Origin of the sequence: Streptomyces sp. NPDC059787 (genome assembly GCF_042732315.1) — a bacterium.
Classification (GTDB): Bacteria; Actinomycetota; Actinomycetes; order Streptomycetales; family Streptomycetaceae; genus Streptomyces; species Streptomyces atrovirens.
Map to the genome: position 1 here is coordinate 277,415 of NZ_JBHWHX010000002.1, position 25,819 is coordinate 303,233.

23 protein-coding genes and 1 pseudogene are annotated in these 25,819 nt (G+C 73.4%); 10 read left to right on the top strand and 14 right to left on the bottom strand.

The annotated features are described in order from the left end of the window. The first annotated feature begins 11 nt into the window (after positions 1-11). Positions 12-1,094 (top strand): hypothetical protein, encoded by a 1,083-nt coding sequence (locus tag ACFV5H_RS03240; RefSeq protein WP_385052449.1) that lies wholly within the window; start codon positions 12-14, stop codon positions 1,092-1,094. Positions 1,095-1,286: 192 nt separating this feature from the next. Here the strand turns inward: ACFV5H_RS03240 and ACFV5H_RS03245 are convergent, their stop codons facing one another. Beyond that, positions 1,287-1,451 (bottom strand): hypothetical protein, encoded by a 165-nt coding sequence (locus tag ACFV5H_RS03245; protein WP_385052446.1) that lies wholly within the window; start codon positions 1,449-1,451, stop codon positions 1,287-1,289. 97 nt (positions 1,452-1,548) lie between these two features. Between ACFV5H_RS03245 and ACFV5H_RS03250 the strand changes: the two genes are divergently transcribed. From ACFV5H_RS03250 to ACFV5H_RS03260, 3 genes are all read left to right on the top strand, one after another. Beyond that, a complete protein-coding gene (locus ACFV5H_RS03250; protein WP_385052445.1) occupies positions 1,549-2,892 on the top strand; it encodes a tetratricopeptide repeat protein in 1,344 nt (447 codons plus the stop codon). Between the two features lie 67 nt (positions 2,893-2,959). Next, positions 2,960-3,703: a GAF and ANTAR domain-containing protein gene (locus tag ACFV5H_RS03255; RefSeq protein WP_385052442.1), complete on the top strand. Its 744-nt coding sequence runs from the start codon at positions 2,960-2,962 to the stop codon at positions 3,701-3,703. 27 nt (positions 3,704-3,730) lie between these two features. Continuing rightward, positions 3,731-4,006 (top strand): hypothetical protein, encoded by a 276-nt coding sequence (locus tag ACFV5H_RS03260; protein WP_385052440.1) that lies wholly within the window; start codon positions 3,731-3,733, stop codon positions 4,004-4,006. 30 nt (positions 4,007-4,036) lie between these two features. On the opposite strand, the gene ACFV5H_RS03265 is transcribed toward ACFV5H_RS03260, so the two are convergent. Continuing rightward, the gene (locus ACFV5H_RS03265) at positions 4,037-4,849 is read right to left on the bottom strand and encodes a hypothetical protein (RefSeq protein WP_385192495.1); all 813 of its coding nucleotides are present in this window, start codon (positions 4,847-4,849) and stop codon (positions 4,037-4,039) included. Between the two features lie 297 nt (positions 4,850-5,146). Here ACFV5H_RS03265 and thrS point away from each other — a divergent pair. Both thrS and ACFV5H_RS03275 read left to right on the top strand, forming a co-directional pair. Continuing rightward, a pseudogene (gene thrS / locus ACFV5H_RS03270) lies at positions 5,147-6,370 on the top strand (threonine--tRNA ligase); the annotation flags it as partial. A 246-nt stretch (positions 6,371-6,616) separates the two neighbouring features. Next, positions 6,617-8,320: a glycoside hydrolase family 13 protein gene (locus ACFV5H_RS03275; protein WP_385192497.1), complete on the top strand. Its 1,704-nt coding sequence runs from the start codon at positions 6,617-6,619 to the stop codon at positions 8,318-8,320. Between the two features lie 42 nt (positions 8,321-8,362). On the opposite strand, the gene ACFV5H_RS03280 is transcribed toward ACFV5H_RS03275, so the two are convergent. Continuing rightward, the gene (locus tag ACFV5H_RS03280) at positions 8,363-8,749 is read right to left on the bottom strand and encodes a hypothetical protein (RefSeq protein ID WP_385052433.1); all 387 of its coding nucleotides are present in this window, start codon (positions 8,747-8,749) and stop codon (positions 8,363-8,365) included. Positions 8,750-8,937: 188 nt separating this feature from the next. On the opposite strand from ACFV5H_RS03280, the gene ACFV5H_RS03285 reads away from it, so the two are divergent. Beyond that, positions 8,938-9,702 (top strand): carboxypeptidase regulatory-like domain-containing protein, encoded by a 765-nt coding sequence (locus tag ACFV5H_RS03285; protein ID WP_385192500.1) that lies wholly within the window; start codon positions 8,938-8,940, stop codon positions 9,700-9,702. Positions 9,703-9,704: 2 nt separating this feature from the next. On the opposite strand, the gene ACFV5H_RS03290 is transcribed toward ACFV5H_RS03285, so the two are convergent. After that, complete coding sequence (locus tag ACFV5H_RS03290; protein ID WP_385052428.1) at positions 9,705-10,076, bottom strand: DUF6479 family protein; 372 nt, start codon at positions 10,074-10,076, stop codon at positions 9,705-9,707. Positions 10,077-10,812: 736 nt separating this feature from the next. Between ACFV5H_RS03290 and ACFV5H_RS03295 the strand changes: the two genes are divergently transcribed. Together ACFV5H_RS03295 and ACFV5H_RS03300 are read left to right on the top strand one after the other, a co-directional pair. Further along, positions 10,813-11,193 carry a MerR family transcriptional regulator gene (locus tag ACFV5H_RS03295; protein ID WP_385052425.1) on the top strand — a complete coding sequence of 127 codons (381 nt, stop codon included), beginning with the start codon at positions 10,813-10,815 and terminating at the stop codon, positions 11,191-11,193. Between the two features lie 241 nt (positions 11,194-11,434). Then, positions 11,435-11,638 (top strand): cold-shock protein, encoded by a 204-nt coding sequence (locus ACFV5H_RS03300; RefSeq protein WP_003969786.1) that lies wholly within the window; start codon positions 11,435-11,437, stop codon positions 11,636-11,638. A gap of 143 nt (positions 11,639-11,781) precedes the next feature. On the opposite strand, the gene ACFV5H_RS03305 is transcribed toward ACFV5H_RS03300, so the two are convergent. Continuing rightward, on the bottom strand, positions 11,782-12,102 hold the full coding sequence (locus ACFV5H_RS03305; RefSeq protein WP_385052423.1) for an antibiotic biosynthesis monooxygenase family protein: 321 nt from the start codon (positions 12,100-12,102) through the stop codon (positions 11,782-11,784). Positions 12,103-12,180: 78 nt separating this feature from the next. Then, positions 12,181-12,990 (bottom strand): hypothetical protein, encoded by an 810-nt coding sequence (locus ACFV5H_RS03310; protein WP_385192502.1) that lies wholly within the window; start codon positions 12,988-12,990, stop codon positions 12,181-12,183. A 234-nt stretch (positions 12,991-13,224) separates the two neighbouring features. On the opposite strand from ACFV5H_RS03310, the gene ACFV5H_RS03315 reads away from it, so the two are divergent. Then, the gene (locus ACFV5H_RS03315; RefSeq protein ID WP_385192505.1) at positions 13,225-14,370 is read left to right on the top strand and encodes a sugar ABC transporter substrate-binding protein; all 1,146 of its coding nucleotides are present in this window, start codon (positions 13,225-13,227) and stop codon (positions 14,368-14,370) included. 66 nt (positions 14,371-14,436) lie between these two features. Here ACFV5H_RS03315 and ACFV5H_RS03320 read toward each other — a convergent pair whose 3' ends face one another. The 8 genes from ACFV5H_RS03320 to ACFV5H_RS03355 all read right to left on the bottom strand — a co-directional run bounded on the left by ACFV5H_RS03320 (position 14,437) and on the right by ACFV5H_RS03355 (position 25,644). Beyond that, entirely contained in the window at positions 14,437-16,014 is a 1,578-nt protein-coding gene (locus ACFV5H_RS03320) for a carbohydrate-binding protein (RefSeq protein WP_385192508.1), read from the bottom strand. A 235-nt stretch (positions 16,015-16,249) separates the two neighbouring features. Next, positions 16,250-17,455 carry an acyltransferase family protein gene (locus tag ACFV5H_RS03325; RefSeq protein WP_385052412.1) on the bottom strand — a complete coding sequence of 402 codons (1,206 nt, stop codon included), beginning with the start codon at positions 17,453-17,455 and terminating at the stop codon, positions 16,250-16,252. A gap of 365 nt (positions 17,456-17,820) precedes the next feature. Next, positions 17,821-19,200, bottom strand: coding sequence for a UDP-glucose dehydrogenase family protein (locus ACFV5H_RS03330; protein WP_385192510.1), 1,380 nt, complete (start codon positions 19,198-19,200; stop codon positions 17,821-17,823). 135 nt (positions 19,201-19,335) lie between these two features. Continuing rightward, a complete protein-coding gene (locus ACFV5H_RS03335) occupies positions 19,336-20,508 on the bottom strand; it encodes a nitrous oxide reductase family maturation protein NosD (RefSeq protein WP_385052406.1) in 1,173 nt (390 codons plus the stop codon). After that, on the bottom strand, positions 20,505-22,409 hold the full coding sequence (locus ACFV5H_RS03340; RefSeq protein ID WP_385192513.1) for a right-handed parallel beta-helix repeat-containing protein: 1,905 nt from the start codon (positions 22,407-22,409) through the stop codon (positions 20,505-20,507). The genes ACFV5H_RS03335 and ACFV5H_RS03340 overlap by 4 nt, the downstream gene beginning before the upstream one ends. 23 nt (positions 22,410-22,432) lie before the next feature. Next, entirely contained in the window at positions 22,433-23,815 is a 1,383-nt protein-coding gene (locus ACFV5H_RS03345; RefSeq protein WP_385052400.1) for a glycosyltransferase family 2 protein, read from the bottom strand. A gap of 285 nt (positions 23,816-24,100) precedes the next feature. After that, positions 24,101-25,234, bottom strand: coding sequence for a hypothetical protein (locus tag ACFV5H_RS03350; protein ID WP_385192515.1), 1,134 nt, complete (start codon positions 25,232-25,234; stop codon positions 24,101-24,103). Continuing rightward, on the bottom strand, positions 25,231-25,644 hold the full coding sequence (locus tag ACFV5H_RS03355; protein ID WP_385052394.1) for a hypothetical protein: 414 nt from the start codon (positions 25,642-25,644) through the stop codon (positions 25,231-25,233). The genes ACFV5H_RS03350 and ACFV5H_RS03355 overlap by 4 nt, the downstream gene beginning before the upstream one ends. Between the last annotated feature and the right edge of the window lie 175 nt (positions 25,645-25,819).

A 25,819-nucleotide genomic window follows, 5' to 3' on the forward strand; every position in this document is an offset into this window, starting at 1 on the left:
GGGAGGGGACCATGCCCGGAACCGTGCTGCTGCTGGCGGCCTCGCCGCTGGGCCGCGGGCGGCTGGTGGACGCGGCGTCCGTGCTCCCGGTCCTCGCGGCGGTGCCGCCCGCCGTGCTGTCCGGCGCGGAGACCGCGAACGTCGTCGAACTCGCCGACCCGCTGGAGCCGCAGGCCGTACTGACCCGGCTGCGTGCCGCCGCCGCGGCGCCCGGACCGCTGACCGTGTACGTCGCCGGCCAGCTCCAGCTCGACCGACGGCAGCGGCTGCCGCACCTCGCGCTGGCCCGGACGACCGCGCCCACCGTGCGGTACACCGGACTGCCGTGGCACTGGTTCCGGGAGGAGCTGCGGCTGCGTCCGGCGGGCGCGACGACGCTCTTCCTCGATCTGCACGCCGACCCGGAGACCTGGCAGGCGCTGAGCGCGCCGCGCCCGCCGGGCCCGTCCCCGCTCGACTGCGGCCCCGACAACGCCGTCTACGGCCGTGTCGCGCCCCCGCCGCCGTCCCGTCGCGGGGTCGCGGCACCGGCGTACATGAAGGCGGTCGCGACGATCCTGCGCAGCGGGTGGCGTCCGCCGGACGAGGAGCTGCACCAGCAGGCGCTGACGCGGATCGCACCGGAGAGCGCGGGCACGGATCTGCTGCTGGCGCGGCCCGGTCCGGTGCCGGGCGATCCGCACGCGGCGGTCACCGCCGCCGTGCGTTCCGGCCGGCACGCGGACGCCGACGCGCTCGCCGCGCGGCTGGAGCAGGCGGCCGGTCTGGCGCACGGGCCCGCCTCCGAGGAGGCGCTGCACTGGACGGAGGTCCGGGCGGACCTGGCGATGCTGGCCGGGGACGCGGCGCGCAGCTGCCGTACCTGGCTGACCGTCGCGAGCGCCCGGCTGACCGCCGGGCAGCCGGCGGACGCGCCCGCCGTCGAGACGGCCGTGGACCGGGCACACCACCAGTGGGGCCGGATCGGCGACCCGGCCAGGGCCCGCGAACTCGGCACGGTCCTCGCGGAGCTGCGCGGCCGGGTACCGGGACGCCGCGAGGGCGCCCTGGACCATGTACGGCGACAGCTAAGGCAGTTGCAGACGCAGAGCTGAGTGCCGTACGGGCCGGAGCGCGGCGCGTACGGCCGGACGCCACCGCACGGCCCGCCCCGCTGCTCCTCGACCACGCCCCGCCGGGCGGCGGGAGCCCAGGCCGGGCGGGATTCCCCGCCGGGGGTGGGCCGGAGCCCCGTGCCCGCGACGGTCCTCGTCACCCGCGTGCCCGTGCGGCCGGGGTGCGTGTCCCTACCGGACCGCCTCCGCCACCGGTGTCGTGGTCCGCCGGTCCGGTTCGGGGTCGGCGGCCTTGGCCGGGCCCGCGTTGGCCGCCAGGACCAGTGCCGCGACCGCGGCGACGGCCGCGGCGAGGCCACGGGCGTAACGTTCGGTGGTGCGTGTGGGTTCCAGCACGGCGGCCTCCCAACAGCGACGGGTTAAGCACGTTTAATTCGCGGTTTAACCTAGGGGCTGTCGGACACGAACGGCAAGGGGCACTGGGGGAGTTGGCGTGGGGGAACGGGACGAGCCGGCGACCATCGGGCGGCGGGTGCAGCAGTTGCGGGTGGAGCGCGGGCTGACCCAGAGACAGCTGGCGGAGCCGGTGTACACGCCCGCGTACGTCTCCACGCTGGAGGCGGGCCGGGTGCGCCCCTCCGACGACGCGTTACGGCATCTCGCCGACCGTCTCGGAGTCGCGTTCGACGAACTGGCCACCGGGCGTTCCGCCCGGCTCGTGACCGAGCTGCACCTGCGGCTGACCGAGGCGCAGCGCACGCTCGCCGTCGGTGAGACGGAGGCCGCGGTGGAGCAGTACGCCGGGCTGCTCGCCGAGGCGGAGGCGCAGGGCCTGGCCGAGGAGCAGGCCGCCGCGCTGCTCGGGCTCGGTGAGTGCGCCCTGGAGACCGGCGAACTGGCCGAGGGACGCGAGTACTTCGAGCGGGCCGAGGCCCGGCTCGCCGAGGCACCGCTGCCCGCACGGGTGCCGGCGCTGCGCGGACGGGCCGTCGCCCACTACCTCGCGGGCGAACTGCGGTACGCGGTCTACCTCCTCGAGTCCACGATCGACGAACTGAACCGGGGCGGCCTGCACGACCCGGACGCGCTGCTGCTGCTCTACGCCAGCGCGATCGGCCCGTACATGGACATGGGCGCGCACGCGCGGGCCGCGCAGGCGGCGGAGTTCGCGCTGGCGCTCGCGCCGCAGTCCGGTGACCCGGCGCTGGTGGCGCGCATGCACCGGTCGGTGGCCCGCACCCTGCTCGCCGAGGGCCGCCTCGCCGAGGCGGACGCCTCGCTGGCCAAGGCGGCGGAGCTGTACCGCGGGCTGCAGCTCCGTACCGAGCTGGCCAACTGCCACTGGATGCGCGGCTACGTGTACGCGCAGAACGGCGAACTGGAGCGCGCCGAGGAGGAGATGCGCGAGGCGCTGGCGATGCTGTCGGCCAAGCGGGCGTCCCTCTACAGCAGCCAGGTGACCGTCGAACTGGCCGACGTACTGCGCCGGCGCGGCAGCACCCGGGAGGCGGCGGCCCTGCTGGAGGACGTGCTCGGCGGGCTCTCCCCCGAGCGGGGCGCGGTGCACGCGGCGGCGGCGCACCGGCTGCTCGGGATCATCGCCGAGGACGCCCGCGACGCCGAGCGGGCCGAGGAGCACTACGTGCGCGCGATGAGCCTGCTGGAGCGCGCGGGCGCGGCCGGTGACCTCGCCGACCTGTGCCGCCTCCTCGGTGACCTGCTGCGCCGCACCGGCCGCGTCGAGGCGGCCCTGGACGCCTACCGCACCGGCCTGGGCCACCGTACGGCCCCGGGCACGACCACGCTGGGCCCGGCGCCCGCCCAGCCCCCGGTCTGACCGTTTCGGGGTGCGGAGGGCCGGGTAGTCGGGGCTCACTTCGGGGGGTCAACGGCCGAAGGAGGCGGTGGGCGTGCGGCCCGGGGACGACCCTGGGGGCGAGCCGGACAGGGGCGACGCGTGGGTGCTCGGCGCGATCGCCGCGGAGCTGCGTGGCGCCGAGCCGGCCGCCGTACCGGGGCGGCTGTGCGCGGTGGCCGTCGAGCTGCTGTCGGTGGACGGCGCGAGCGTGTCCCTGCGCGGCGACGGTTTGCTGCCCGTACAGATCGGCGCCTCCGGTCCGCAGGCCGCGCGTCTGGCCCAGCTCCAGGCCACCCTGGGCGACGGCCCCTGCCGCCACGTCCTGGAGGCCGGCGCGCCGGTCCTCGCCCGCGACCTCGCCGCCGCCGGCTGCGCCGACCGCTGGCCCGTCTTCGCCCAGCAGGCGCTCGACGCCGGAGTGCGCGCCGTGTACGCGCTCCCCCTGGGCAGTGGCGCCGTCTGCGTCGGCTCCCTCGACCTCTACCGGGGCACCCCCGGCGGACTCACCGACGGCCAGCTGCGGGTGGCCCGGCTCGTCGCCGGCGTCATGACGGTGGCGCTGACGGACCTGCCGTACGACCTCCGGGGCGACGACGAACCCTGGCTCAGCGGACTGGCCGCCGACCACGACCGTGTCCACCAGGCCGTCGGCATGATCATGGCCCAGCTGGGCGTCGGCGCCGACGAGGCCCTGGTCCGGCTGCGCGCCGACGCCTTCGCCCACGGCCGCACGGCCCTGGAGGTGGCCCTGGAGGTGGTCTACCACCGCCGCCGCTTCGACACACCCTGACCGCGCGACTGCCTACCCTTGACGGTCATGGACACAGCCATCCTCTTCCTCACCTGCGTCGTGGTCCTCGGCGTCATGACGATCCGGAACCACCTCTCCCGCGCGGACCGCCGCGCCGCCCGCGTCGAGCGCAAACTCGACACGGTGATGCGGCACTTGGGCCTCCACGAGGAGATCCCGGGGAGGGACGAGATCCTCGCCCTCGTACGCCGGGGCAAGAAGATCCAGGCGATCAAGCTCTACCGCGAGACCACGGGCGCGGACCTGGTCGAGGCCAAGCAGGCGGTGGACCGCCTGAGCTGACCGCCGGCCGGCTTCCGTCGGGGACCCGCCTCAGACCCGTACCCGCGCCTGCCGGCCGACGTCCGCCAGGCGGTCCGCGCCGAGTTGGGTCATCGCCTGGGTGACCTCGGGGAGGACCGCGCCGAAGCCGCCGTTGGTGAGGGTGATCGTGTCCTCGCCGACGCGGACCGCCGCGAGGTTCACGGTGAGGTGCGTCGGGGCTCCGTCGGACGCCTTCCCGGTCATCGTCAGCCGCAGTCCCGCCCGCGCGTCACCGGCCTCCGGGAGCGGGAGTTCCGCCACCTCGACGAGCTGGTCGCCGGCCCGGGTGGCCGTCGCCTCGAACCGCTCGCACTTCTCCGGCAGCGTCCTCAGCCAGGCCAGGACGCGGTCCACGTCGGCGGGCGGGTGCGCGGCGACCTGGTAGCGCAGCTGGGATTCGTTGTAGGCGTCGTCGAGCGTGGCGGTGGCGTCCGGTCCGGACGGCGGGCCGAACGGCTCCTCCGTGTAGAGGGTGTCGAGCAGCCGGCGGCAGTCGGCGTCCTCCGTCTTCGCCTTGAGCATCCCGTCCCGCCAGGTCGCCGCGCCCCGGCTCGCCGTCCACGGCTCCCCCAGGTCCGTCTCCGTGATCAGCGCCGCCCGCAACTGCTCCTCGCTCAGTGCCTGAGCGGAAGGTGAGGGCCGGGCGGCGGGGGAAGCCTCGGGAGCCGCGGGCGCGGAGACCGACGGCGGTTCGGACACGCCCGCGGGCAGTGCGCGCGGCACCTCCCGGTCGCCGGCCACGCACGCCGCCGCGGTCAGCAGGACCGTCACCGACAGCGCGGCGGCGAGGAGGGTGCGGGCGGCGGCCGGGGCATGGGTCATCGGGGTGCCTCCTGGGGGAACCTGGCCGTCCACGAGCGGCCGTGCTCCTACGGCACCACCGGGCCGCCCGCCCCACCAGCGCGGCGGGTCGTTCGGGTGAGCCGCCCGGAGGGAAAACGGCTCGCCCGCCGCCCGTCCCCCTGTTAACGTCGTCGGCATGCAGCGCGCCCACTCGTCCCGCACGACGACGCCGGACCAGGTCCCGGCGCGCTGACAGCTGACCACTGACGAAGCCCCGGGGCGAGTGCCCCGGGGCTTCGTCGCGCGTGGTGCTCGCCTCACGACCACGAGGAGCCCACCGTGCACGACCACCGACGCCTCGGCCGTGAGCTAGGCCTGTTCGACACCGATCCGCTGATGGGCGCGGGCCTGCCGTACTGGCTGCCCGACGGCGCCGTCGTACGGCACACCCTGGAGGAGTACGTCCGCGAGGCGGAACGCGCGGCCGGGTACCGGCACGTGTACTCGCCGGTGCTCGGCAAACGCGAGCTGTACGAGATCTCCGGGCACTGGGACCACTACAGCGAGGACATGTTCCCGCCCATGGAGCTGGGCGCGGAGCAGGTCGTCCTGCGGCCGAGCCTCTGTCCGCACCACGCCCTCGTCTACCGCTCCCGCTCCCGCAGTTACCGCGAGCTGCCGCTGCGCCTGGCCGAGCTGGGCGGCATGTACCGCTCCGAGCCGTCCGGGGTGCTGGGCGGACTGACCCGCGTACGGGCCATCCAGCTCAACGACGCGCACATCTTCTGCACCCTGGAGCAGGCCGTGGAGGAGGCCCGCGCCGCCCTCGCGCTCATCTCCCGCGCCTACGCCGACCTCGGCATCCGCGCCGCCCGCCACCGCCTCTCCCTGCCGGGCGGCGGCGGCAAGTACGTCGCCGACCCCGCCCTGTGGGAACGGGCCACCGCCCTCCTGCGCGAGGTCCTGGACACCTCCGGGGTCGAGTACGAGGCCGCCGAAGGGGAGGCCGCCTTCTACGGCCCGAAGATCGACGTGCAGATCACCGACCCGGCGGGCCGCGAGTCCACCCTGTCCACCGTGCAGATCGACTTCCACCAACCGGAGCGCTTCGACCTGCGCTACACCGGCCCCGACGGCGCCCGGCACCGCCCCGTCATGGTGCACCGCAGCGTCATCGGCAGCGTGGAACGGGCGGTCGCCCACCTCCTGGAGGAACACGGTGGCGCCCTCCCGGTGTGGCTGGCACCGGTGCAGCTCGCGGTGCTGCCGGTGGGCGAGGCTCAGGAGGAACGGGCGTACGACGTCGTACGGCGGGCCGGCGGGCTGGGCCTGCGGGCGGAGGTGACCGGAACCGGCGAGGGCAGCCTCGGCGCCCGGATCCGCCGGTCCCGGCTGGTCCCGTACCAGGCGGTCCTCGGCGCCCGGGAGGCCGGGGACGGGCTGCTCGCCGTACGGCTCAGGGACGGGAGGCGGCCCGGCGCCCTGCCCGTGACGGAGCTGCTGCGGCGGATCGCGGAACGGTCCGACCTGCGGGGCACCGCGCTCTGGGACCCCGCCTGAACCACCGGCACACCGCGGACGGGGCGGTGAGGAAGCCGCCACCGGGAGGAGCCGGCGGACCTCCCGGTGGCGGTGGTGGTCGAACACGCCGATGGGCGATCGGCCGCAAGTTCGATTCCGGCGGCCGGGGCGAACGTGCCGTACGCCACACCCGCCGGGAATGGCTCCACGCTTCCGGTGTGTTCGCTTTTACGGTGTTGTGGACAGATTCTCCGCCGGTACCCGCACGCACCCAGAGGAGACCGCGTGACCGACCGCACCCCCATGCCCGACCCCCGGCCGCCGCACCCCGCCCCCGACGCCACGCCCGACCTCTCCTCCAGGAACCCCGACTGGTGGCGGCAGGCCGTCGTCTACCAGGTCTACCCCCGCAGCTTCGCCGACGCCGACGGCGACGGACTCGGTGACCTGCGCGGCATCACCCGGCGCCTCACCCACCTCGCCGCCCTCGGTGTCGACGCCCTCTGGCTGAGCCCCTTCTACCCCTCCGAGCTCGCCGACGGCGGCTACGACGTCGCCGATCCGCGTGACGTCGACCCGCGCCTGGGCACCCTCGACGACTTCGACGCGCTCGTCGCCGAGGCCCACCGGCTCGGCCTGAAGGTGATCGTCGACATCGTCCCCAACCACAGCTCCCACCGGCACGTCTGGTTCCAGGAGGCGCTGCGCGCCGGACCCGGCTCCCCCGCCCGCGACCGCTACGTCTTCCGCGACGGCAAGGGGGAGCGGGGCGAGCTGCCGCCCACCGACTGGCAGTCCGTGTTCGGCGGCAGCGCCTGGCAGCGGGTCCCGGACGGACAGTGGTACCTGCACCTGTTCGCCGCCGAGCAGCCCGACCTCAACTGGGGGAACCAGGAGGTCCGCGACGACGTCCGCACCACCCTGCGGTTCTGGTCCGACCGGGGCGTGGACGGCTTCCGCGTGGACGTCGCGCACGCCCTCACCAAGGACCTCGACGAGCCGCTGCGCGACCTCGGCGACCACGCCTCGGGCGGTGAGGCCGCCCTCGCCGACTTCCCGCCCGGCACCCACCCCTTCTACGACCGGGACGAGGTGCACGAGATCTACCGCGACTGGCGCAAGATCCTCGACGCCTACTCCCCGCCCCGGATGGCCGTCGCCGAGGCCTGGGTCCCCGGCGCCCGGCGCGCCCTGTACGCCCGTCCGGACGAACTGGGCCAGGCGTTCAACTTCGAGTACCTGCAGGCCGGGTGGGACGCGGAGGAGCTGCGCCAGGTCATCACCGACTCGCTGGAGACCGCGCACGCCGCCGGCGCCTCGGCGACCTGGGTGCTCTCCAACCACGACGTCGTCCGGCACGCCTCCCGGCTGACGCTGCCGCCGGACACGGACGAGAACGCCTGGCTGCTGTCCGGCGGCCACGCCCCCGCCGTCGACCCGGACGCCGGACTGCGCCGGGCCCGCGCCGCCACCCTGCTGATGCTGGCGCTCCCCGGCTCGGCGTACCTCTACCAGGGCGAGGAACTGGGCCTGCCCGAGGTCGCCGACCTGCCCACCGAGGTCCTCCAGGACCCGATCTGGGAACAGACGGGGCACGTCCGCAAGGGCCGCGACGGGTGCCGGGTGCCGCTGCCGTGGACGACGACCGGTCCGTCGTACGGCTTCGGGGCGGCCGGTGCCTGGCTGCCGCAGCCGCCGTCCTTCGCCGCGTACGCCGTCGAGGCGCAGGACGGTGTCGAGGGCTCGACCCTGGAGCTGTACCGCACGGCCCTGCGGACGCGCCGCAAGCTGATCGACGGCGAGACGCTGACCTGGGCGGAGGAGACCCCGGCGGGGGTCCTGCAGTTCGACCGCGGCGACGGCTGGCGCTGCGTGACCAACCTGTCCCCCGACCCGGTCGCCCTCCCGGCGGGCGAGGTCCTGCTGACCAGCGCACCCCTGGAGGACGGCCGCCTCGGCCCGGACACCACGGCCTGGCTCGGCCGCTGACCCGCACACCGCCCCGGTCCCGGCCCGCCGGCGCCGGGGCGGTCAGGGCGGGGCCGTGACCGGCCGGTCCTCCGGGGGCTCCCGGGACGGCTGCGGATGGTCGTCGGCCTCCAGCAGCGGGGCCCGGTGGCGCTCCGGACGGTGCAGGCCCTCCGGCGGGACGCGGCTGCGCGGCGCGTCGGAGACGCCCGGCAGCGGTACCGGACGGCGGGCGACCAGGTGTCCGACCCAGTGGCGTCCGCAGTGCTCGCAGGACGGGGCGCCGTCGGGGGTGTACGGGGAGGGGACGGCGGTGTTGTCCCGGTAGAAGTACTCCCACTCCTCCCCGCGGCCGTCCATGTTGCGCTGGACGTCGTAGTCCACGCTCCAGTGGTGCCAGCACGTGCCGCACGTGAACTCGACCCGTTCGACGGCAAGCTCGGTGATCACGCCGGAACACCTCCCGTGCCCGTTCCGCTGTCTTTCGTTCCACTGTGCTCCTCCCGCCGTCCGGTCCGGAAGCGGGTTCCGCGCCCGGCCCACCCGTACGGCCGTCCAGTGCGGGCGGCCCGCGCGGGCACCCCGGCAGAATCGGCTCCGGGGGTGTCCGTGACGGCCGTACAGGGAGCCCGCCGACGATGAACAGGTCCAGCAGGAGAGCGGCGGCCGCCGTGCTGACGGCGGCCGGGATCCTCACGGGTGCGTGGCCGGCGGGCGGGGCGTCCGCCGCCGACGGCGCCCCGGCGGCGCGCGACCGGATCCTCTGGGGCGCCGTGACGATCCCGCCCGGCCGGGACGGCATCGTCGAGGCCGCGGGACTCGCCGGCTCCGCCCTCGGCGCCGGTTCCACGCTGACCCTGACCGCCCCCGCCGGGGCCCGGGTGACGGGTGTCCCCCTCGACGCCCCCGGCTACCGGGGCGCCGTGGCCGGCGGCGGCCGCACCGCGGTCTACACCGCGGTCTCGGCGGAGCGGCCCTGGCGGGCGGGTACCTTCCCCTTCGTGCTGGCGGTGCCCGCGGACGCGGTGCCCGGGACCCGGCTGAGCGGATGCGTCCTGCGGCTCGCGGACGCGGCCGGCACGGCCCGCGCGACCGGCGGCTGTCAGGTGACCGTGGGGCTGGCCGAGCCGACCCTGACCCGCCCGGAGTCCGGTGTGCCGCTGGGCGCGCGGCCGGCGATCGCCGGTACGGCCCACCCGGGCGCTCAGGTCACCGTCTCCGACAAGGACGGCCACGAGGTGTGCACCGACACCGCGGGGGCCGACGGCCGCTGGAGCTGCGCCCCCGGTCCCGCCCTCCCGGACGGCCCCAACCGGCTCCAGGCCACCGCCGCCCTGAACGGCGTGAGCGCGTCGGGCGAGCAGATCCAGATCACCGTGGGGGACGCCGCCCCGGCCCGGTGACGTCACACGTTTCCGGGGCCTCCGCTGCCGAAGGCGCCGCTGGATCCGGGCGCCCAGCGCTTGCGTTGCTGGTCCTTGCCCGTTCTGGACCCGGAGTGGTGGAGCTCGTAGGGCATGAGCCGTGAGCCGGTCCTCGACATGTCCGGCATCTCGTCCGGCTCCCGGATCTCCCGCATCTCGCGGACCGCGCCGCCGTCCGGCAGCCTCGGCTGGTCCTCGGCTGTGGGGCGGGGCTCCTCCCGGTCCATGTACCGCATCCCGACACGTACGGCCCAGATCAGCGCGCCGGCCACGACCAGCCCGCCGATGAAGGCCCCGAAGACGGCCCACCTGTGTGTGTCCGCGGCCAGAACTGCATACGTTGCCGTGTTCATGTTTCCGAGTATGGACGAAGAAATGAGATAAAGCGCCCGGAATGTCCGACCCTGTCACGCTCGTGGCCCGCCCCGGCGGGCGCCCGCCGGGGCGGCGTGACAGATTGCGCCCAGAGGAAGGCCGGGACGGGCCGTCGCGTCCCCACGTGTGCAGCTCGGGGCCCGTCCCGGCCTTCCTGCCCCGCGCTCCTGCCCGTCGGCACCGGCGATTCCGCCGCCCCGCCCACCGGAGCCGGAGGGACGCCCGACGCGGTCCTCGCCGGGCAGGGGCTCGACGCCCCAGGCCGTCATCGTCCGCCCGCCGACGTCGGCGGGGCGCTCCGCGCGGCCGGGGCCGGTTGCCGGGGGCGTGGTCCTCGCCGGGCAGGGGTTCGACGCCCCGTCGGCCGGCATCGTCCGCCGGGCCGGTATCGGCGGCGCGACGCTCCACCGCCGCTTCCCCATTCGTGCCGCCCTCGTCGACGTGGCCTTCCGCGACCGGCCGAGGGGCACGGCACCGGCGAGCCCGTGGCCACCCACCCACCTGCAGGACGTCGGGATCCCCCGGTCCGGTGACGTCCCCGGCGCGGTGGGCCCGTACCGCACCCGCCGGAAGGAGGCACGCCGCCGTACGCGTCCTGGTGCAGGACATCTGCCGCCGCCGCGGCAGATTTTCCGTCGAGCCGACTAGAGTTCCCCCGTGGGGAACCCGTCCCCGTGGCGGACCGTGCCCACCGTGGTCCGCGGAAAGGTGCGTATGCCCTCGGAAAGTCAGCCGTACGCCGACGGCCGGCAGCCGGACCAGGACCGGCTCCCCGTCGCCGACCGGCTCGACGACGACCATTTCCCGGCCTACACCATGGGCAGGGCCGCCGAACTGGTCGGAGCCACACCCGCTTTTCTCCGCGCCCTGGGCGAGGCGCGGCTGATCGTCCCGACGCGCTCGGGGGGCGGCCACCGCCGCTACTCGCGCCACCAGCTGAGGCTGGCCGTCCGGGCCCGCGAACTGGTCGACCAGGGCACACCGGTCGACGCCGCGTGCCGCATCATCAGCCTCGAGGACCAGCTGGAACAGGCCGAACGCGCCAACGAGGAGCTGCGCCGGCGCGACGTGGGGGCGATCCACGGGCACCGCTGAAAATCTGTCCCCGCCGAAACAGGATTTCCGCTCCCGCTGAAGAAAATCTCTTTCCCTAAACACGCCACCGGCGTTTTATTCCAGTGATTTTCCTCGCTTGCCGTTGACTTCTTCCGTGCTAGGCTGACGTCAGTTGCAGTTGTGGTTGCCAGTTTGCTACCGGGTCTCCGGGCAGGTGATCATCGCGACGATGAAGGGATTCGTAAAGTGCGAGTCCCGGCACTGTCTCAGGAGAATTGATATGGCCACCGGTACGGTGAAGTGGTTCAACTCGGAAAAGGGCTTCGGCTTCATCGAGCAGGACGGCGGCGGCGCCGACGTCTTCGCCCACTACTCGAACATCGCCACCTCCGGCTTCCGTGAGCTCCAGGAAGGCCAGAAGGTGAGCTTCGACGTCACGCAGGGCCAGAAGGGCCCGCAGGCGGAGAACATCGTCCCCGCCTGATCACCGGCGCAGGGATTGCAGGAGCAGGGGCCCGCACTTCGGTGCGGGCCCCTGCTCTTTGTTTTCCGCCCCCTTTTCATGTGCATTTCACGTGGGGGCAATTCGCCGTCCCCTCGTCCGGGCCGAGGGGGGCGGCCACGGCGTCAGCCCTGCTTGGGCGCGGCCTGCTGGACCACCTCGAAGGACCACAGCGTGGCGTCCGTGGCCGCCGGCCGGGGCTTCTCACCGGAGGCCCCGCCGTGGGCGGCCTGGCCGCGGCCGGCCATCCAGCGCTGGAAGTCCTCCTCGGTCCGCCAGCGGGTGTAGACGAGGTAGGTGTCGGTGCCCTCCACCGGACGCAGCAGCTCGAACCACTCGAACCCGTCCGAACCCTCCACCGCCCCCGCCCGCGCGGCGAACCGCTGCTCCAGCGTCTCGCGCTGCTCCGCCGGGACCGTGAGTACGTTGATCTTGACGATGCTCATGTCCCGATTGTTCCGCAGGGCCGGTCCGGGCCGCGCGGCGGGGCGTGGCCGGGGCGGGCGCGTCGCCCCGGCGGGAGGTCAGCCGAGGCAGATCACCAGGAGGCAGAGCCGGGAGGGGTCCGGCTCGGTCGCCGGCGGTGCGGCAGGAGGGGAGGGGGCGGGCTGGGAGCTCTCGTCCTGGCCGGTGTCGCCGTCGGCGGCCGGGGGTGGGGACGCCGGCCGGGTGGCCGTCCCGGAGCCCGGCACGGATTCCGGTCCCGGCTCCGTGTCCGAGCGTGAGCCGGAGCGGGAGACGGGGTCCGGGGAGGTCGTACGCGGCTGTGACGGTACCGCCGTCTCCGGGGCGGCGGCGCCGTCCGTGCGGGTGCGGGAGGGTGCGGTGGGTGCCGGTGCGGCTTCGGTGTCCGTCCGCCCGCGCCTGTCGTCGGCCGAGGGCGACCGCGCCGTACGGTCCGGGGAGGGGGCCGGGGCGTCCAGGTCGTCGTACCGGTCCGCGGGGGCCTCGGCGCCGCCCATGCCGCGGAGATCGGGTGCCGTGGCGGCCTGGGCGCGGTCCGTGCCGCCCCGGTCCATGGAGGCGAGGGTCAGCCCGCCGCCGACGAGGGCGACGGCCGTCGCGACCAGGGCCCGCCGCTGGGTCTTCTTCCAGCGGACCAGTTGCCGCCGCCGCGCCGCCCGGCCCGTCCCGGTGGGCCCGGAGGTCCGCGGCGCGTCGCCGGGAGGCGGCGCCGGGGGAGTGACGACGGCACCGGGCGCGGTGGCCGTCGCCGGTCCGGGGACGGTACGGCCGCCGATGACGGCGGGCGCGATGTCGGGGGCGTAGGCACCGCAGCCCGGGCAGACCAGGGCGCCGTTCAGATGCCGGCGACACGTGGAGCAGTAGTCCATCCGCTGTCTTCCTGAGTTGGCGTACCGACTCCGACGCCCGCCGGGGCGAGGGGTGCGGAGCGGGGGACAGCCACGCTAACGACGCTTTCGGCCCACTGTGTGCAGTCTGTGTGCCGCTCCTGCGCACATTCTCCGCGCAGTCCGCGAGAGTGCCGTGAGCATGGCTGCCGCACCCCCGCACAACGGACACAGTCACCTGGTCGCCCCGTCGCACTCGCCCGGAAGGCCCCCCACGTGAACCCCCGCACCACCCCCCGCACCCGCGCCGCCTCCGTACACCGCCCCGCCCTGCTCCTGACCGCCGGCCTGTCGGCCCTGTCGCTCACCGCGTGCGGTGTCGTCGGCGCGGTGGGCGACGACGCGTCCGCGTCACCGAGCAGGAGCTACGACATCACCGTGGGCCTGCTGCTGCCCGACAAGGACACGGCGCGCTTCGAGAAGTTCGACCGCCCCCTCATCGAGGACCGCGTCTCGTCCCTCACCAACAAGCAGGGCGAGGTCGTCTACGCCAACGCCGAGGGCAGCAAGGACAGGCAGAGCGAGCAGTTCCGGAAGATGGTCGCCGACGAGGTCGACGTGATCGTGGTGAACGCGGTGGACTCCGGGGCCGTCGCGCCGGACGTGGAGAGGGCGAAGGCGGCGGGCATACCCGTCATCGCCTACGACCGTCTCGCCGAGGGCCCGGTCGACGCGTACGTCTCCCACGACAACGAGCTCGTCGGCCAGGTGCAGGGCCGCGCCCTCGTGAACGCGCTCGGCGAGAACGCCGAGGACAGCAAGGTCGTCATGGTGAACGGCGCGCCCGCCGACCCGAACACGGCACTGTTCCGCAAGGGCGCGCTCGGCGAACTGAACGGCAAGGTGGACATCGCCAAGTCGTACGACACCAGGAAGTGGCTGCCCGAGGTCGCCGCGGAGCACATGCGCGAGGCGGTGAAGGAGGTCGGCGCCGGGAACATCGCCGCCGTCTACTCGGCGAACGACGGCATGGCCGGTGCCGTCATCGAGGTGCTCCAGGACGCGGGTGTCACCGACCTGCCGCCGGTGACCGGGCAGGACGCCGACCTGGCGGCGGTGCGGCGGATCGTCTCGGGCGAGCAGTACATGACGGTGTACAAGTCGTTCCTGCTGGAGGCGACGGGGGCCGCGGACATGGCGGTGGCGAAGGTGCAGGAGCGGTCGATCCAGTTCGACGCGCTGGCGCGTGACGTGGTCGACAGCCCGACGCGCAAGGACATCCCGGCGATGCTGGTCCCGGTGGTCGCCCTCACGAGGGAGAACATCGAGGCCACGGTGGTCCAGGACGGCGTCTACACCGTCGGGGACATCTGCACCGAGGCGTACGCGGCGGACTGCGCGGAGATCGGCCTGACGTCGTAGGGAGCCGTGGGAAGGGGAAACGGCCGGCCCCGGTTCCCACCGGGGCCGGCCACCGCGTCACGGTCCCTACAGCGTCACGACCCGCCCGCCGAGGGTGACGACCAGCCGCCCGTCGGAGGCGAAGGACCAGCCCAGCGCGCCGGAGTAGGTCGCGCACCGGGAGCCGTTGGAGCCGGACCAGAACTGGTTCGAGCTGTCGGAGTTGCCGATGATCCGGTCGTTCGTCCCGCTGCCGCTGCGGCACGAGGTGTTGTTGCGGAACACCGAACTGCCGTCGTCGAAGTTGAAGTTGCGCTCGGCGTTGTCGACGCTGAGGTTGTTCGACACGGTCATCGAGCCCGGGTTGCTGTTGTAGGTGAACCCGTGCTTGCCGTTGTCGTAGGCGATGCTGCGCCGGACGACGTGGTTGACGGCGATGTCCTCGCCGCCGAGCTTGTAGCCGTTGCGGTCGCCGTTGCCGGCCTGCCCGCCGTTGGAGAGGGTGCCGTTCTCGTAGGCGAGGGAGTCCTCGATGGTGACGGCGCCGATCGCGCCGGTGTCGTCCTTGGTGTAGAGGTCCCAGCCGTCGTCGATGTTGTTGTGGGAGACGGCGTAGCGGAAGACGTTGCCGGGTCCTGAGGTGAGCTTGGCGGCGAAGCCGTCGGCGTCCTCGCCGTCGGAGTCGGCGTTGTCGTGCGACTCGGCGCTCAGGATCAGGTTGTTGGACGGCCACTGGCTGCTCGGCGTGTCGGAGGCCATCCGGGAGAGCTGCAGGCCGGTGTCGCGGTTGTACCGGGTCACGGTGCGCTCGAAGACGTTGTTGCTGCCGCCGACGAAGATGCCGTTGTCCCCGGCGCGTTCGACGACGATCCCCTTGACGTGCCAGTACGACCCGTTCACGGCGAGCCCGCGGTTCGACGAACTCTCGCTCTGCGCCGAGAAGTTCAGTACGGGCGTCTCCCCCGGATAGGCGGCCAGCTCCGTACGGTCGCCCGAGGTGCCGTTGTTGCCGGCCGGGATGGTGACGGTCTGGGAGTGGTTGTACGTGCCGCCGCGCAGGTAGATCGTGCCGCCGGGGGTGATGCGGTCGATCGCGGAGGTGAGCGTGGTCGGGTCGGACTGGGTGCCGGACGCGCCGGCGCTGCCGCCCGGTGCGACGTAGAGCGCGGAGGCGGGCGGCGGGGTGGTCGTGCCGCCGCTCGTCTCCACGTCGATGTAGTCGAGGTTGGGCAGTCCGGCGGACGAGGTGGGCGTGAACCGGACGGTGTTGCTGCCCGACCGCACCGGCACGGTGAGCGTCTTCGTCGTCCAGCCCGTCCAGTCGCCGGTGGCCTCGAAGGAGGCGGACGCGACCGTGCTGCCGTTCACCACGATGTTCGCGACGCGTGCGCTGCCGCTGCCGTTGGCGAAGCGCACCTGGACCGTCGCCGTGCCGTCGGCGGAGGCGCTGACGGTGAACTGGGCGTAGCCGCCGGTGCCGTTGGTGCCGTTGCAGAAGCCGCTGCCGGAGTATCCGGCCCATTCGGTCTCGACGGCGCCGGTACAGACCGCCGAGGACCCCTCGGCCTCGTACCGTACGGTGGCGGCCTGCGCGGGGTTGCCGGACAACGCGACGAGCGTACCGGCCAGCAGGCCGGCGCAGGCGAGGGCGGGTCTCAGGTGCATCGTTCGTCTCCAGGTTCGGTCGGCTGGTGGGACGAGTTCCTCGGTGCGTTCGAGTGCATGAACGGAGAAAGCGCTTTCCGGGACCGTAGGGGCCTGCCGTGGGCACGTCAAGAGCTTTGACACTGAATCAGATTCACATCCATGAACCGTCGGTCGTGGGAGCGACGGCACCGGCGCGAGGCCGGCCGCTGCCCTCGGCCACGCCCGCGCCCCGGCCGAGGGCGGCGGCGGGTGATCAGATCCGGGCCGGTGCGGGGCGCCGGGCCCGGCGCAGGGCCGGTGCCTCGATGGCGTAGTACGACAGCAGGGCCAGCAGGACGGTCAGTACGGCCGTGGCCGGCAGGAGTCCGTCCTTCATGCCGAGGGAGGCCAGCAGGCGTACGACGGGGTAGTGCCACAGGTAGATGCCGTAGCTCAGGTTGCGGCCCACCCAGGTCAGCGGCGTGAGTGAGAGCAGCCGGGAGAGTCCCTGGGCGGGGCGCAGTTCGAGGGCCGTGACCAAGGTGGCGGACAGGGCCGCCACCAGCAGGAACCCGACGGTGTACCAGACGGCCGTCCAGGAGCCCGCGCCGGCGGTCACCGGCATCCGCCAGGCCACCAGCGCCAGCAGGCCCAGCGCCGGCCAGGCCAGCCGGCCCGCCCAGGTGCGCAGGGCCGCCAGCCGGGGATCGTCGGCGCGCAGCCGTGCCAGGACCACGGCGACGAGGGCGCCGGCCAGCAGCTGGTCGGCGCGGGTGTCGGTGCCGTTGTAGATGCGGTGGACCGCGTCCGGCTGCCACAGGGCGAAGCGCCACAGCACGGGCAGCGCGCACAGGGCCGCCGTGCAGAGCAGCACCGTGCGGGCGCGGGCGTACCGCAGCAGCACCAGCAGCACGAGCGGCCAGAACAGATAGAACTGCTCCTCCACCCCCAGCGACCAGGTGTGCGCGAGCGGCCCCATCATGTCGCCGTACGGTCCGGACTCCATGGCCCGTACGACGTTGACCAGGAACAGCGCCGACAGCCCCGCCGCCTCCGGGGAGTGGTCGAAACCCCACAGCGAGGTGGTCGTCGACAGGATCGTGCAGACCGCGCACAGGGCCAGCAGCGCGGGGACGAGCCGCAGCCAGCGCCGCCGGTAGAAGGGGAGCAGGGCGACGCCGCCGGTGCGGGCGTACTCGGCGAGCAGCAGCCGGGTGATGACGAAACCGCTGATGGTGAAGAAGAGGTCCACGGCGACCGAGCCGCCCGGCAGTGCGTCCGGGGTCACGTGGTAGACGAGCACCAGTGCGACCGCCACCGTCCGCAGCCCGTCCAGGCCGCTCACCCGTCCGCTGTGCGCCACCGCGGACGGAAAGCCCCGGCCGCCCCTCGCGTCGGGTCTGAGGCGTCCGCGCGGCTCCGCCGCCTTCGTCCCCGTACCGGATTCTTCTGCTGTCGCCGGGCCCGCTTCCTGAGCCATGAACGAGACCGCTCCCCGCTGCCGACTACATGGGAGTAACTCGTTCCGCCTTTCCGGAAACCGTGGACCCATGCCTCTTCCGCACCCGGTCACCGGGTCGGCGGAACGAGAACCACGCACGTGGACCACGCCGAACCGCCCGCGCGCCGCGGCGAGGCCACGAGGAGGTGCCGGCCCGCGGCCGTCGTCACCGCGGTGACGACGCCCTCGGCAGCCGCTCGTGGCCGCTCACCCCCGGGCGTCCCGGGGCACGGACCGGCCCCGGGCCGCCCGGCCGGGCGTGAGCCGGTGGAACGGGGCGGCTCCTCCGGGTTCCCGGCGTGCCGGGTTCCGGCCCGGGGGCCGAAGCGGTACGCACCCTCTCGTCACGGGCGGCCGAGGGCGCGGTACTCCCAGCCGGCGGCGCGCCACCGGGCGGAGTCGAGGGCGTGGCGTCCGTCGACGATGCGGCGGTGGTTCACCACGGCGCCCATGGCCTCCGGGGCGATCTGGCGGAACTCGTTCCACTCGGTGAGCAGGACGACGACGTCGGCGCCGGCGGCGGCCGAGATCGCGTCGGTGCCGTAGTCGAGCTGCGGGTGGCTGCGCCGGGCGTTCTCGGCGGCGGCCGGGTCGACGACGGTGACCTGGGCGCCGAGCCGGTGCAGGGTGCTCGCCACGTCGAGGGCCGGGGCGTCGCGGATGTCGTCGGAGTTGGGCTTGAAGGCCGCGCCGAGGGCGGTCACCCGGACCCCGGTGAGGTCGCCGCCGGCGAGCTCGCGGACGAGGTCGACGGTACGGGCGCGGCGGCGCTTGTTGATGTCGTCCACCTCGCGCAGGAAGCCGACGGCCTGGCCGACCCCCAGCTCCTCGGCCCGGTGCGCGAAGGCCCGGATGTCCTTGGGCAGGCAGCCGCCGCCGAAGCCGAGACCGGGCTTGAGGAAGCGGCCGCCGATCCGGTCGTCGTACGCCAGGGCCTCGGCGAGGCCGGTGACGTCGCCGCCGGTGGCCTCGCAGACCTCGGCCATGGCGTTGATGTACGAGATCTTCGTGGCCAGGAAGGAGTTGGCGGCGACCTTGACCAGTTCGGCCGTGGTCAGGTCGGTGACGACCACCGGGGTGCCCCGGCCGATGACCGGGGCGAAGGCGGCGCGCAGCCGCTCCTCGGCCCAGGCGGAGGCGGTGCCGAAGACCAGCCGGTCCGGGCGCAGGGTGTCGTCCACGGCGTAGCCCTCGCGCAGGAACTCCGGGTTCCAGGCGAGTTCCACCTCGTCGCCCGCCGGCGCCAGGTTCCGGACCAGCTCGGTCAGCCGGGCCGCGGTGCCCACCGGCACGGTGGACTTGCCGACCACCAGGGCGCGCCGGCGCAGGTGCCGGCCGAGCTCGGTGACCGCCGCGTCGACGTGGCGCAGGTCGGCCGCGTCGGAGTCCTGCTGCTGGGGCGTGCCCACGCAGATGAAGTGGACGTCACCGAACTCCGCGGCCTCCTCGAAGGAGGTGGTGAACCGCAGCCGCCCCGAGTCCAGGGTCTTGACCAGCAGTTCGGGCAGGCCGGGCTCGAAGAAGGGGACCTCGCCCCTGCCGAGCCGTTCGATCTTGACCGGGTCCACGTCCACGCCCAGGACGTCGAAGCCGAGGGCGGCCATGCAGATGGCGTGGGTGGCCCCGAGGTAGCCGGTGCCTATGACGGTGAGCCGGGGGGCGGCCTCGGCGGCCTCGCCGGCTCCCGATCCTGCGGTGTCCTCCGGGAGGGTGGTGGCGTCCATGATCATCTCCAAGCGTGTCCGAGCGCTGAGCGGGGGCGGGGTTTTCGGGTGCGGTGGGCCGCCGCGGTGGCCCGCCGTGTGACGGGCCGCCGCGTGAGGTACCGGAAGGGGGGGGGAAGGGCAGGAGCGGGGGCGTCAGCCGGCGCAGTCCGTGTTCGCGAGGCCTTCTGCCGCACCCGTGGCCTTGTTGTCGCAGGTCAGCTTGTTGCCGTTGTCATCGGGCGTGAAGTGGAACCCGTAACCGGGACCGTCCACGTGGGCGGTGTTGCCCTTGAAGGTGTTGTCCTTGCCCCAGCCGTCGAGGATCTCGTGTGTCTGGAACCCGTCCTCGGTGCTGTGGCGGCCGGTGTTGAAGGAGATCGTCCAGCCGTTGCCCTTCACGTCGACCCACGAGTCGTTGTGCGAACCGGACAGGGCGGAGCCGTCGAAGGTGTTGCGGGTGAGGACGCCGCCGGTGGTGCCCTCCTTGATGTCGACGGCCTCGGCCGTGACGGCGCTGATGTGGTTGCCGCTCACGACGTTGCGGTCGCTGTTGTCCGGCTCGCACCGGGTGACCGTGCACCAGTTGGACTCGGCGGTGCCGATGTACACGCCTTCGCCGAACTTCGGCTTGCGCAGCCCGGTGTCGCGGATGGTGTTGTCGCGTACGACGTTGTCCGAGCTGAAGTTGCGCAGGTGGATGGCCTCGTCACCGATCCGCTCCACGGTCAGGCCCTGGATGACGGCGTGCTCGACCCGGTCCGCCATCACGCCCTTCTGGCCGTTGCGCACGGTGAAGCCGACCAGCCGCCAGTGGTCGGCGCCGTCGAGGTGGAAGGCGTAGCCGCCCTCGACGTCACCGGCGTCGATCACCGCGCCGGGGCCGCCGCAGACCCAGATCGGCCGGTCGGCGGTGCCCGCGGTTTCGGCGGTGAACCTGTCCTCGTAGCTGCCGTCGGCGAGGTGGATGACGTCACCGGGCACGGCCTCGTCGAGGGCGTCCTCCAGCGACGCGGCGTCGGTGACCTCGACGGTGGCCGCGGGGCAGGTGACCGCGTCGGCGGACACCCCGGCCGAGCCGGTGGCGGTGGCCCGCGGCGTGCCGGCCGGGTCCTCCCCGGTGGGGATCGGCCCCGTGGCGAGCGCGGACGGTTCCTCGGCGGCGCTGCTCCGGGCGGCCGGAGCCGGGGCCGGGGCCGTGCTCGCCGGTCCGGCCGCCGCGGGCGAGGAGTCCCCGCCGCCGGCGGCGGTCAGGGCCACGACCAGGGCCACGACCGCGACCGCGAGGGCCGCTCCCGCGAGCCACACCGCACGGTTTCCCGCGTTCACTCGGCCATCACCGGAACCCGCTCCTTCTCCGCTTCCGCCTTCGCCGGGGCGATCTCGCGCAGATTGTGTTGGGGCAGCGGTGCCTTGTCCAGGTACGGGTGGGTGCCGGGCGTGCCGTGCCTGCGGCGTCCGCGCCGGCCCAGGGCCGCGGCGAACAGGATGAGCAGCAGGATGCCCGCCCACAGCAGGGTCATCGGGCTGGCGTAGTGCCGGAACTTCACCCAGAACGAGCTGGTGTCGTACCAGGCGAAGGTCTGGTTCTCCTTGACGGTGAGGTCGCCGTGGGCCCGGGTGGTGTCGACGGCGCTGGGGCCGACACCGGCGATGACGTTGTACGAGACCGTGGAGCCGCCGATGCCGCCGACCATGGAGATGCCGTGGTTGCCGGCCTCCTCGACGGTGTTGCCCCGCACCTCGGCGACCGAGTCGCGGACGTAGACGGCGGTGTCGGCCCGCTCGACGATGTTGCCGGTGACCTTGGCGCCCGTCACGCCGTCGCGCACCGAGATGCCCTGCCGGGACTGGCCGATCAGACGGTTGCCGGTGACGGCGACCTTGTCGGCGTCCTTGCGGACCACGATGCCCATGTCGCCGCCGGTCACGGTGTTGTCCTGCACGCCGACGTCCGTGCCGCCGACGACCTCGATGCCGTAGTGGCCGTTGTCCTCGGCGGTGCTGCTGGAGACGGAGTTGGAGCCGTAGCTGCTGACGGACTGGCCGGAGGCGGAGGGGCCGTGGGCCAGCGGCTGGCCGCTGACGGTGAAGCCGTTGCCGCCGTTGCCCAGCGACTTGGAACCGGTCACCCGGACCTGCTGGGTGGCACGTGCCATCACGAAGCCGTCGCCGCCGTTGTCCCGCGCCGTCGTGTTCTCCACGATCGCGTTGACCACGAAGCGGTGCAGTACGAGGCCGTCCTGCCGGCTCTTCTCGATGGTGGTGGACTCGACGGTGACCCCGGTGGCCCCGGAGGCGAACAGCCCGTACACGTTGCCGGAGACGGTGGAGTGGCTGATGTCCGCCGACACGTAGGACAGCTGGGGGGTGGTGAAGCGGCTGTCCGGGGTGGTCAGCTCACCCGACGGGCCGGTCAGTACGCCGCTGCTGCTGAGCCGGCCGTCGTCCTCGTCGGTGAGGGCGTCCGGGCCGCTCAGGCTGCCGGTGTTGGGCCGGTCGGTCCCGGTGAGGCTGAGCCCGCCGGTGCGCCCGCTCCAGAAGCCCAGGTCGGAGACGTCGGCGTACCTCATGGAGAACTGGCCGCCGATGGCGCGGATGTACGCGCGCCCGTCCCGGACGTCGGTGTCCGGCTCGTTCTTCCGGGGGTCCCAGCTGCTGATCCTGACGTGTGCCTGCGCGGCGCCGTCGATCGTGATCCGGCCGCCGAAGGAGACGATGGAGACGAAGCCCTGACGGTTGCTGGCCAGGCGCAGGTTCAGCCCGCCGGGGTTGGCCAGCCGCAGCTTGGCCCCGGAGTTCAGGTAGATGTTCTCCGTCAGCAGATACGATCCGTCGGATTTCCGTACGAAGGTCTGCGGCGCGAGCTCCAGGAGATCGGCGACGGTGTACGGCTTGCTGCGCCGGGTCAGTACGAGGGTGTAGCCGCCGGTGGTCTCGGTCCGGTACGGCTTCGTGTACCGCTGGTCCTTCAGCGGAGCGACCGCGGACACCGCGCGGACCTGGTCGAGCCGGTGGTCCTCGGCGGTGACCAGTGCCGCCTGGGTCTCGGACTCCTCGGCGGTGAACTGCGTCCCGGCCGGGGCGTCCTCGCCGGCGGCCGAGGCGGGGGCGGCCGGGGTGAGCAGGAGCACGGCCGCCATGGGCAGGGCGACGGCGGCGGTGCGCAGGGCAGCCGGGCCGAGGTGGCGGGTGCGGTGCGGGTGGTTCATGAGGTTCATGTGACTCATGCGGTTCTTGTGGTTCATGTGGTTCATGACGGGAAAGCCCCCAGACCGGACGTGGCCTTGGCCGACGTGGTGGCCGCAGCCGGCGTCGTGGCCGGCTCCGCGGCCGCAGCGGTGACCGGCGTCGCAGCCGGTGCCGTGACCGGCGTCGCAGCCGGCGTCGTGCCGCCGAGCGACGCGGAGTTCTGGCCCTCGCCGCCGATGGTGTCGCTGCTGCGGGTGAGCCAGCCCTGCTTGTTCATGGTGAGGAAGGCGTACAGCTTGATCGGGAGCGAGATCATGACGACCACGACCGCGAGCAGCGGCAGCAGGAGCACCTCCTGCGGGTGCCTGCGCAGGTGCGAGTAGCCGCGTACGCCCCGTCCGAGGAGCAGCCAGATCAGCACCAGCGCGATCCCCCGCCCCGTCAGTTCGAGGCGGCTGAGCAGGAGGTAGCCGAGGGCCATGCCCATCGTGACGGGGGTGAGCAGGATCTGCAGCACGGTGATCTTGGTGACCAGCGGCGCGCGCCACAGCCAGCCCTTGTACAGGGCGGTCAGGTAGCAGCGGTAGGAGTTGCGGCTCCAGCGCACGCGCTGCTTGACGAAGGCACGGAAGGAGGAGGGGAACATCGACAGTGCGCGGGCGGAGGACTGGTGGACCGTCTTGTAGCCGGAGGCCAGCACCAGCCAGGTCAGCCGGCCGTCGTCGCCCGCGACGCACCGGCGGCCGAGGAAGAACTCGTCCTCGAGGTTGGTCAGCACGGGGATGATCGCCGCCCGCCGGTAGGCCGCCGTACGGCCGGAGAGGCAGGCGACGGCGCCGGCGCGGCCCATGGCCGGAACGTAGTCGTAGTAGCGGAGGTTGACCAGCCAGTCCGCTATGCGCCGCCAGACGCTGGAGCGGCGCTGGTAGACGTTCTGCTGGGTGCCGACGCCGCCGACCGTGGGGTCGGCGAAGGGCATCTGCACCGCGTCGAGCAGCCCTTCCTCCCAGCGGGTGTCGGAGTCGACCAGGACGACCACTTCACCGGTCGCCGCCCGGATGCCCACGCCCAGCGCCGAGCGCTTGCCGCGGTGCTCGAAGGCGAGTACCCGCACCCGCGGGTCGGTCACCAGCGAGAGCCGGCGGACGACCTCGTGGTCCTCCACGTCCGGGACGATGATCACCTCCGTGGGGTCCTGCGCCAGCCAGGTCTCCAGGCAGTCCAGGAGGATGTCCGGGTCCTCCCGGTAGGCGGGCACCACGACCGAGGTGGTGGTGCGGTAGTCGTTCACCACGGGCCTGGCGAACCGGGACAGCACCGCCCGGTACAGCCACAGTCCCCACACGAAGACGCCGGCGATGCCCAGCGGCATGACGTCCCGCCAGGACGTCTCACCGACGGCTTGCACCAGCCATGACCAGAACGCGTCGAAGGAACTCGACATCAGAGAGGGCCCCCACCCAGTAAGCGACCGGAACGAGCCAACATGCGCCGGGAACGGCGCGTGGCTGAAAGGAATCTAAGGCATCGAACACGACTTCTTCACATTCGATGCGGAAACTTCACATCGTGTGTGACGTCGGGTACCGCGCGGGCCGCGGAGGGCGAGCGGTACGCCAGGCGCACACAAGGATCTTCACGACTTCTCCTCGCATGAGGAGTTTTAAGATTCAACGAGGTTTGGCCGAAAGGGAACCCTCTTTGCTCTTTCGAGACCTGTGAATCGTCGTCAGGCGCGGTGCGTGGGGCGGGCGAGGTCGTGTTCCCGGCTCCAGTGGGCCAGGGCGCGTTCCGTTCCGGGAAGGGCCCGGTGTCCGGGCGACTGCGCGCGGAGGGCGTCGACCAGGGCGGACAGCAGGGCCGCGGCCTGCTCGGGGGATCCGGCGGCACCGGTCATGGCGGCGTGGTTGCGGCGGGCGTCGACGGTGAAGTCATCGAGCGGGCCGAGGAGTTCGGCCGACTCCCGGGCCAGGTCGGCCAGGACGTGGACCAGTTGCGGCAGCCTCGCCGGGTCGGGCACGGGGGTGTCGGGTGACGGCTCGGTGAGTTTCTTGAGCCGCTGGGCGAAGGCGCCCCGGGCACGCAGTCCCGCCGGTGTCCGCCGGGTGCCGTGGGCCGGGTTGGCCGCCAGCGCGATGTGGCCCGAGCCGTCGACGGTCTGCTGGTGGGGCGCGGGGTATCCGGTGGGGAAGAGACCGGTCCGCGGTGCGGGGGTGGTCGGCAGGACCACGGCCAGCCGGTCGTGGAGGTCGGAGAGGCCGAGGTGGCGGGGCCCGTCGGGGACGCCCTCGTCGAGGATCCGGAGCAGTTCCCCGGTGAAGCCGGTGAGTGTTCCCTCGGGCGGGAACAGCGCCTTCTGGGTACGGCCGCACGCGGTGAGCAGGTGGATGCCGTGGCCGTCCGGACCGAGGGCGCGGCCGGAGAAGCAGCAGTCGAGGATCGCGACCTTGTGCCTCGCCGGCGACTCCCGCATCAGACCGGCGACTTCGGCGAACGGCAGGGACGGGTTCGGATCGCCCCCGCCGCCGGACTGGGCGGAGGGGGTGAGCGCCAGGCAGAGACGGTCGTCCCGGCCGAGCAGCCCGTGGCCGCAGTAGAAGAAGAGCAGCAGGTCGAGGCCCGGTTCCCGGGCCATACGGCGCAGGGGGTCCAGTACCTGGCGGGTGTCGGCGGGATCCGGGACCACCGTGGTCCGCCGTGCGTCGAACACCCCCCGGTCGCCGCTGAGGGCGGCCCCGAGCGCCCGGGCCGCGGTCACGGCCTGGGGGATGGGGGGCAGGGAACCGGGTCGGACGTGCCGCCCCGTGCCGACGAGCAGCGCGCACGCGGCGTCAGGGGCGGGACGCCACGTGGCCCAGGTCATTCATCCGCTCCGGGCGGTGCGGCGACGAAACCGGACAGTCGGGCCATGACCGCGGGCAGTTGGTCCTCGTCGTCGACCGCGCCACTGACCCGGGTGCCGTCGGGCCGTACGACCTCGAACTCGATCCGCCGGTAGGTCGGCCGCCGTTGCTGAAGCCAGAGGAAGAACGCGTTGGTGGCCGCGGCGATCACCGCCGCGGAGGCGTTGACGATGTCCACGGCGACGGCGACGTCGCCCTGTTCGCCGGGGGCGGGCGGCGCGGTGCGCAGACCCGCGGTGCCGCCCAGCTGGTCCGTGGCGTTGATCCATTCCGCCAGGTCCCGGTTCAGGGTGTCCACTTGGTCCTGCGACCCCGGAAAGGTGAACGTCAGAGCGTTCTCCGGCGCCTGGGACGCGGGTGTGTCGGGCATGTCCAGTGGCTCCTGTTCGTCGGTCGGTCGCGTCGGCCGGGTGGGCGGCCGGTCGTGTCGGTCGGCTGGTCATGTCAGTCGGTCGTGTCGGTCGGCTGGTCATGTCAGTCGGTCGTGTCGGTCGGCTGGTCATGTCAGTCGGTCGTGTCGGTCGGCTGGTCATGTCAGTCGGTCG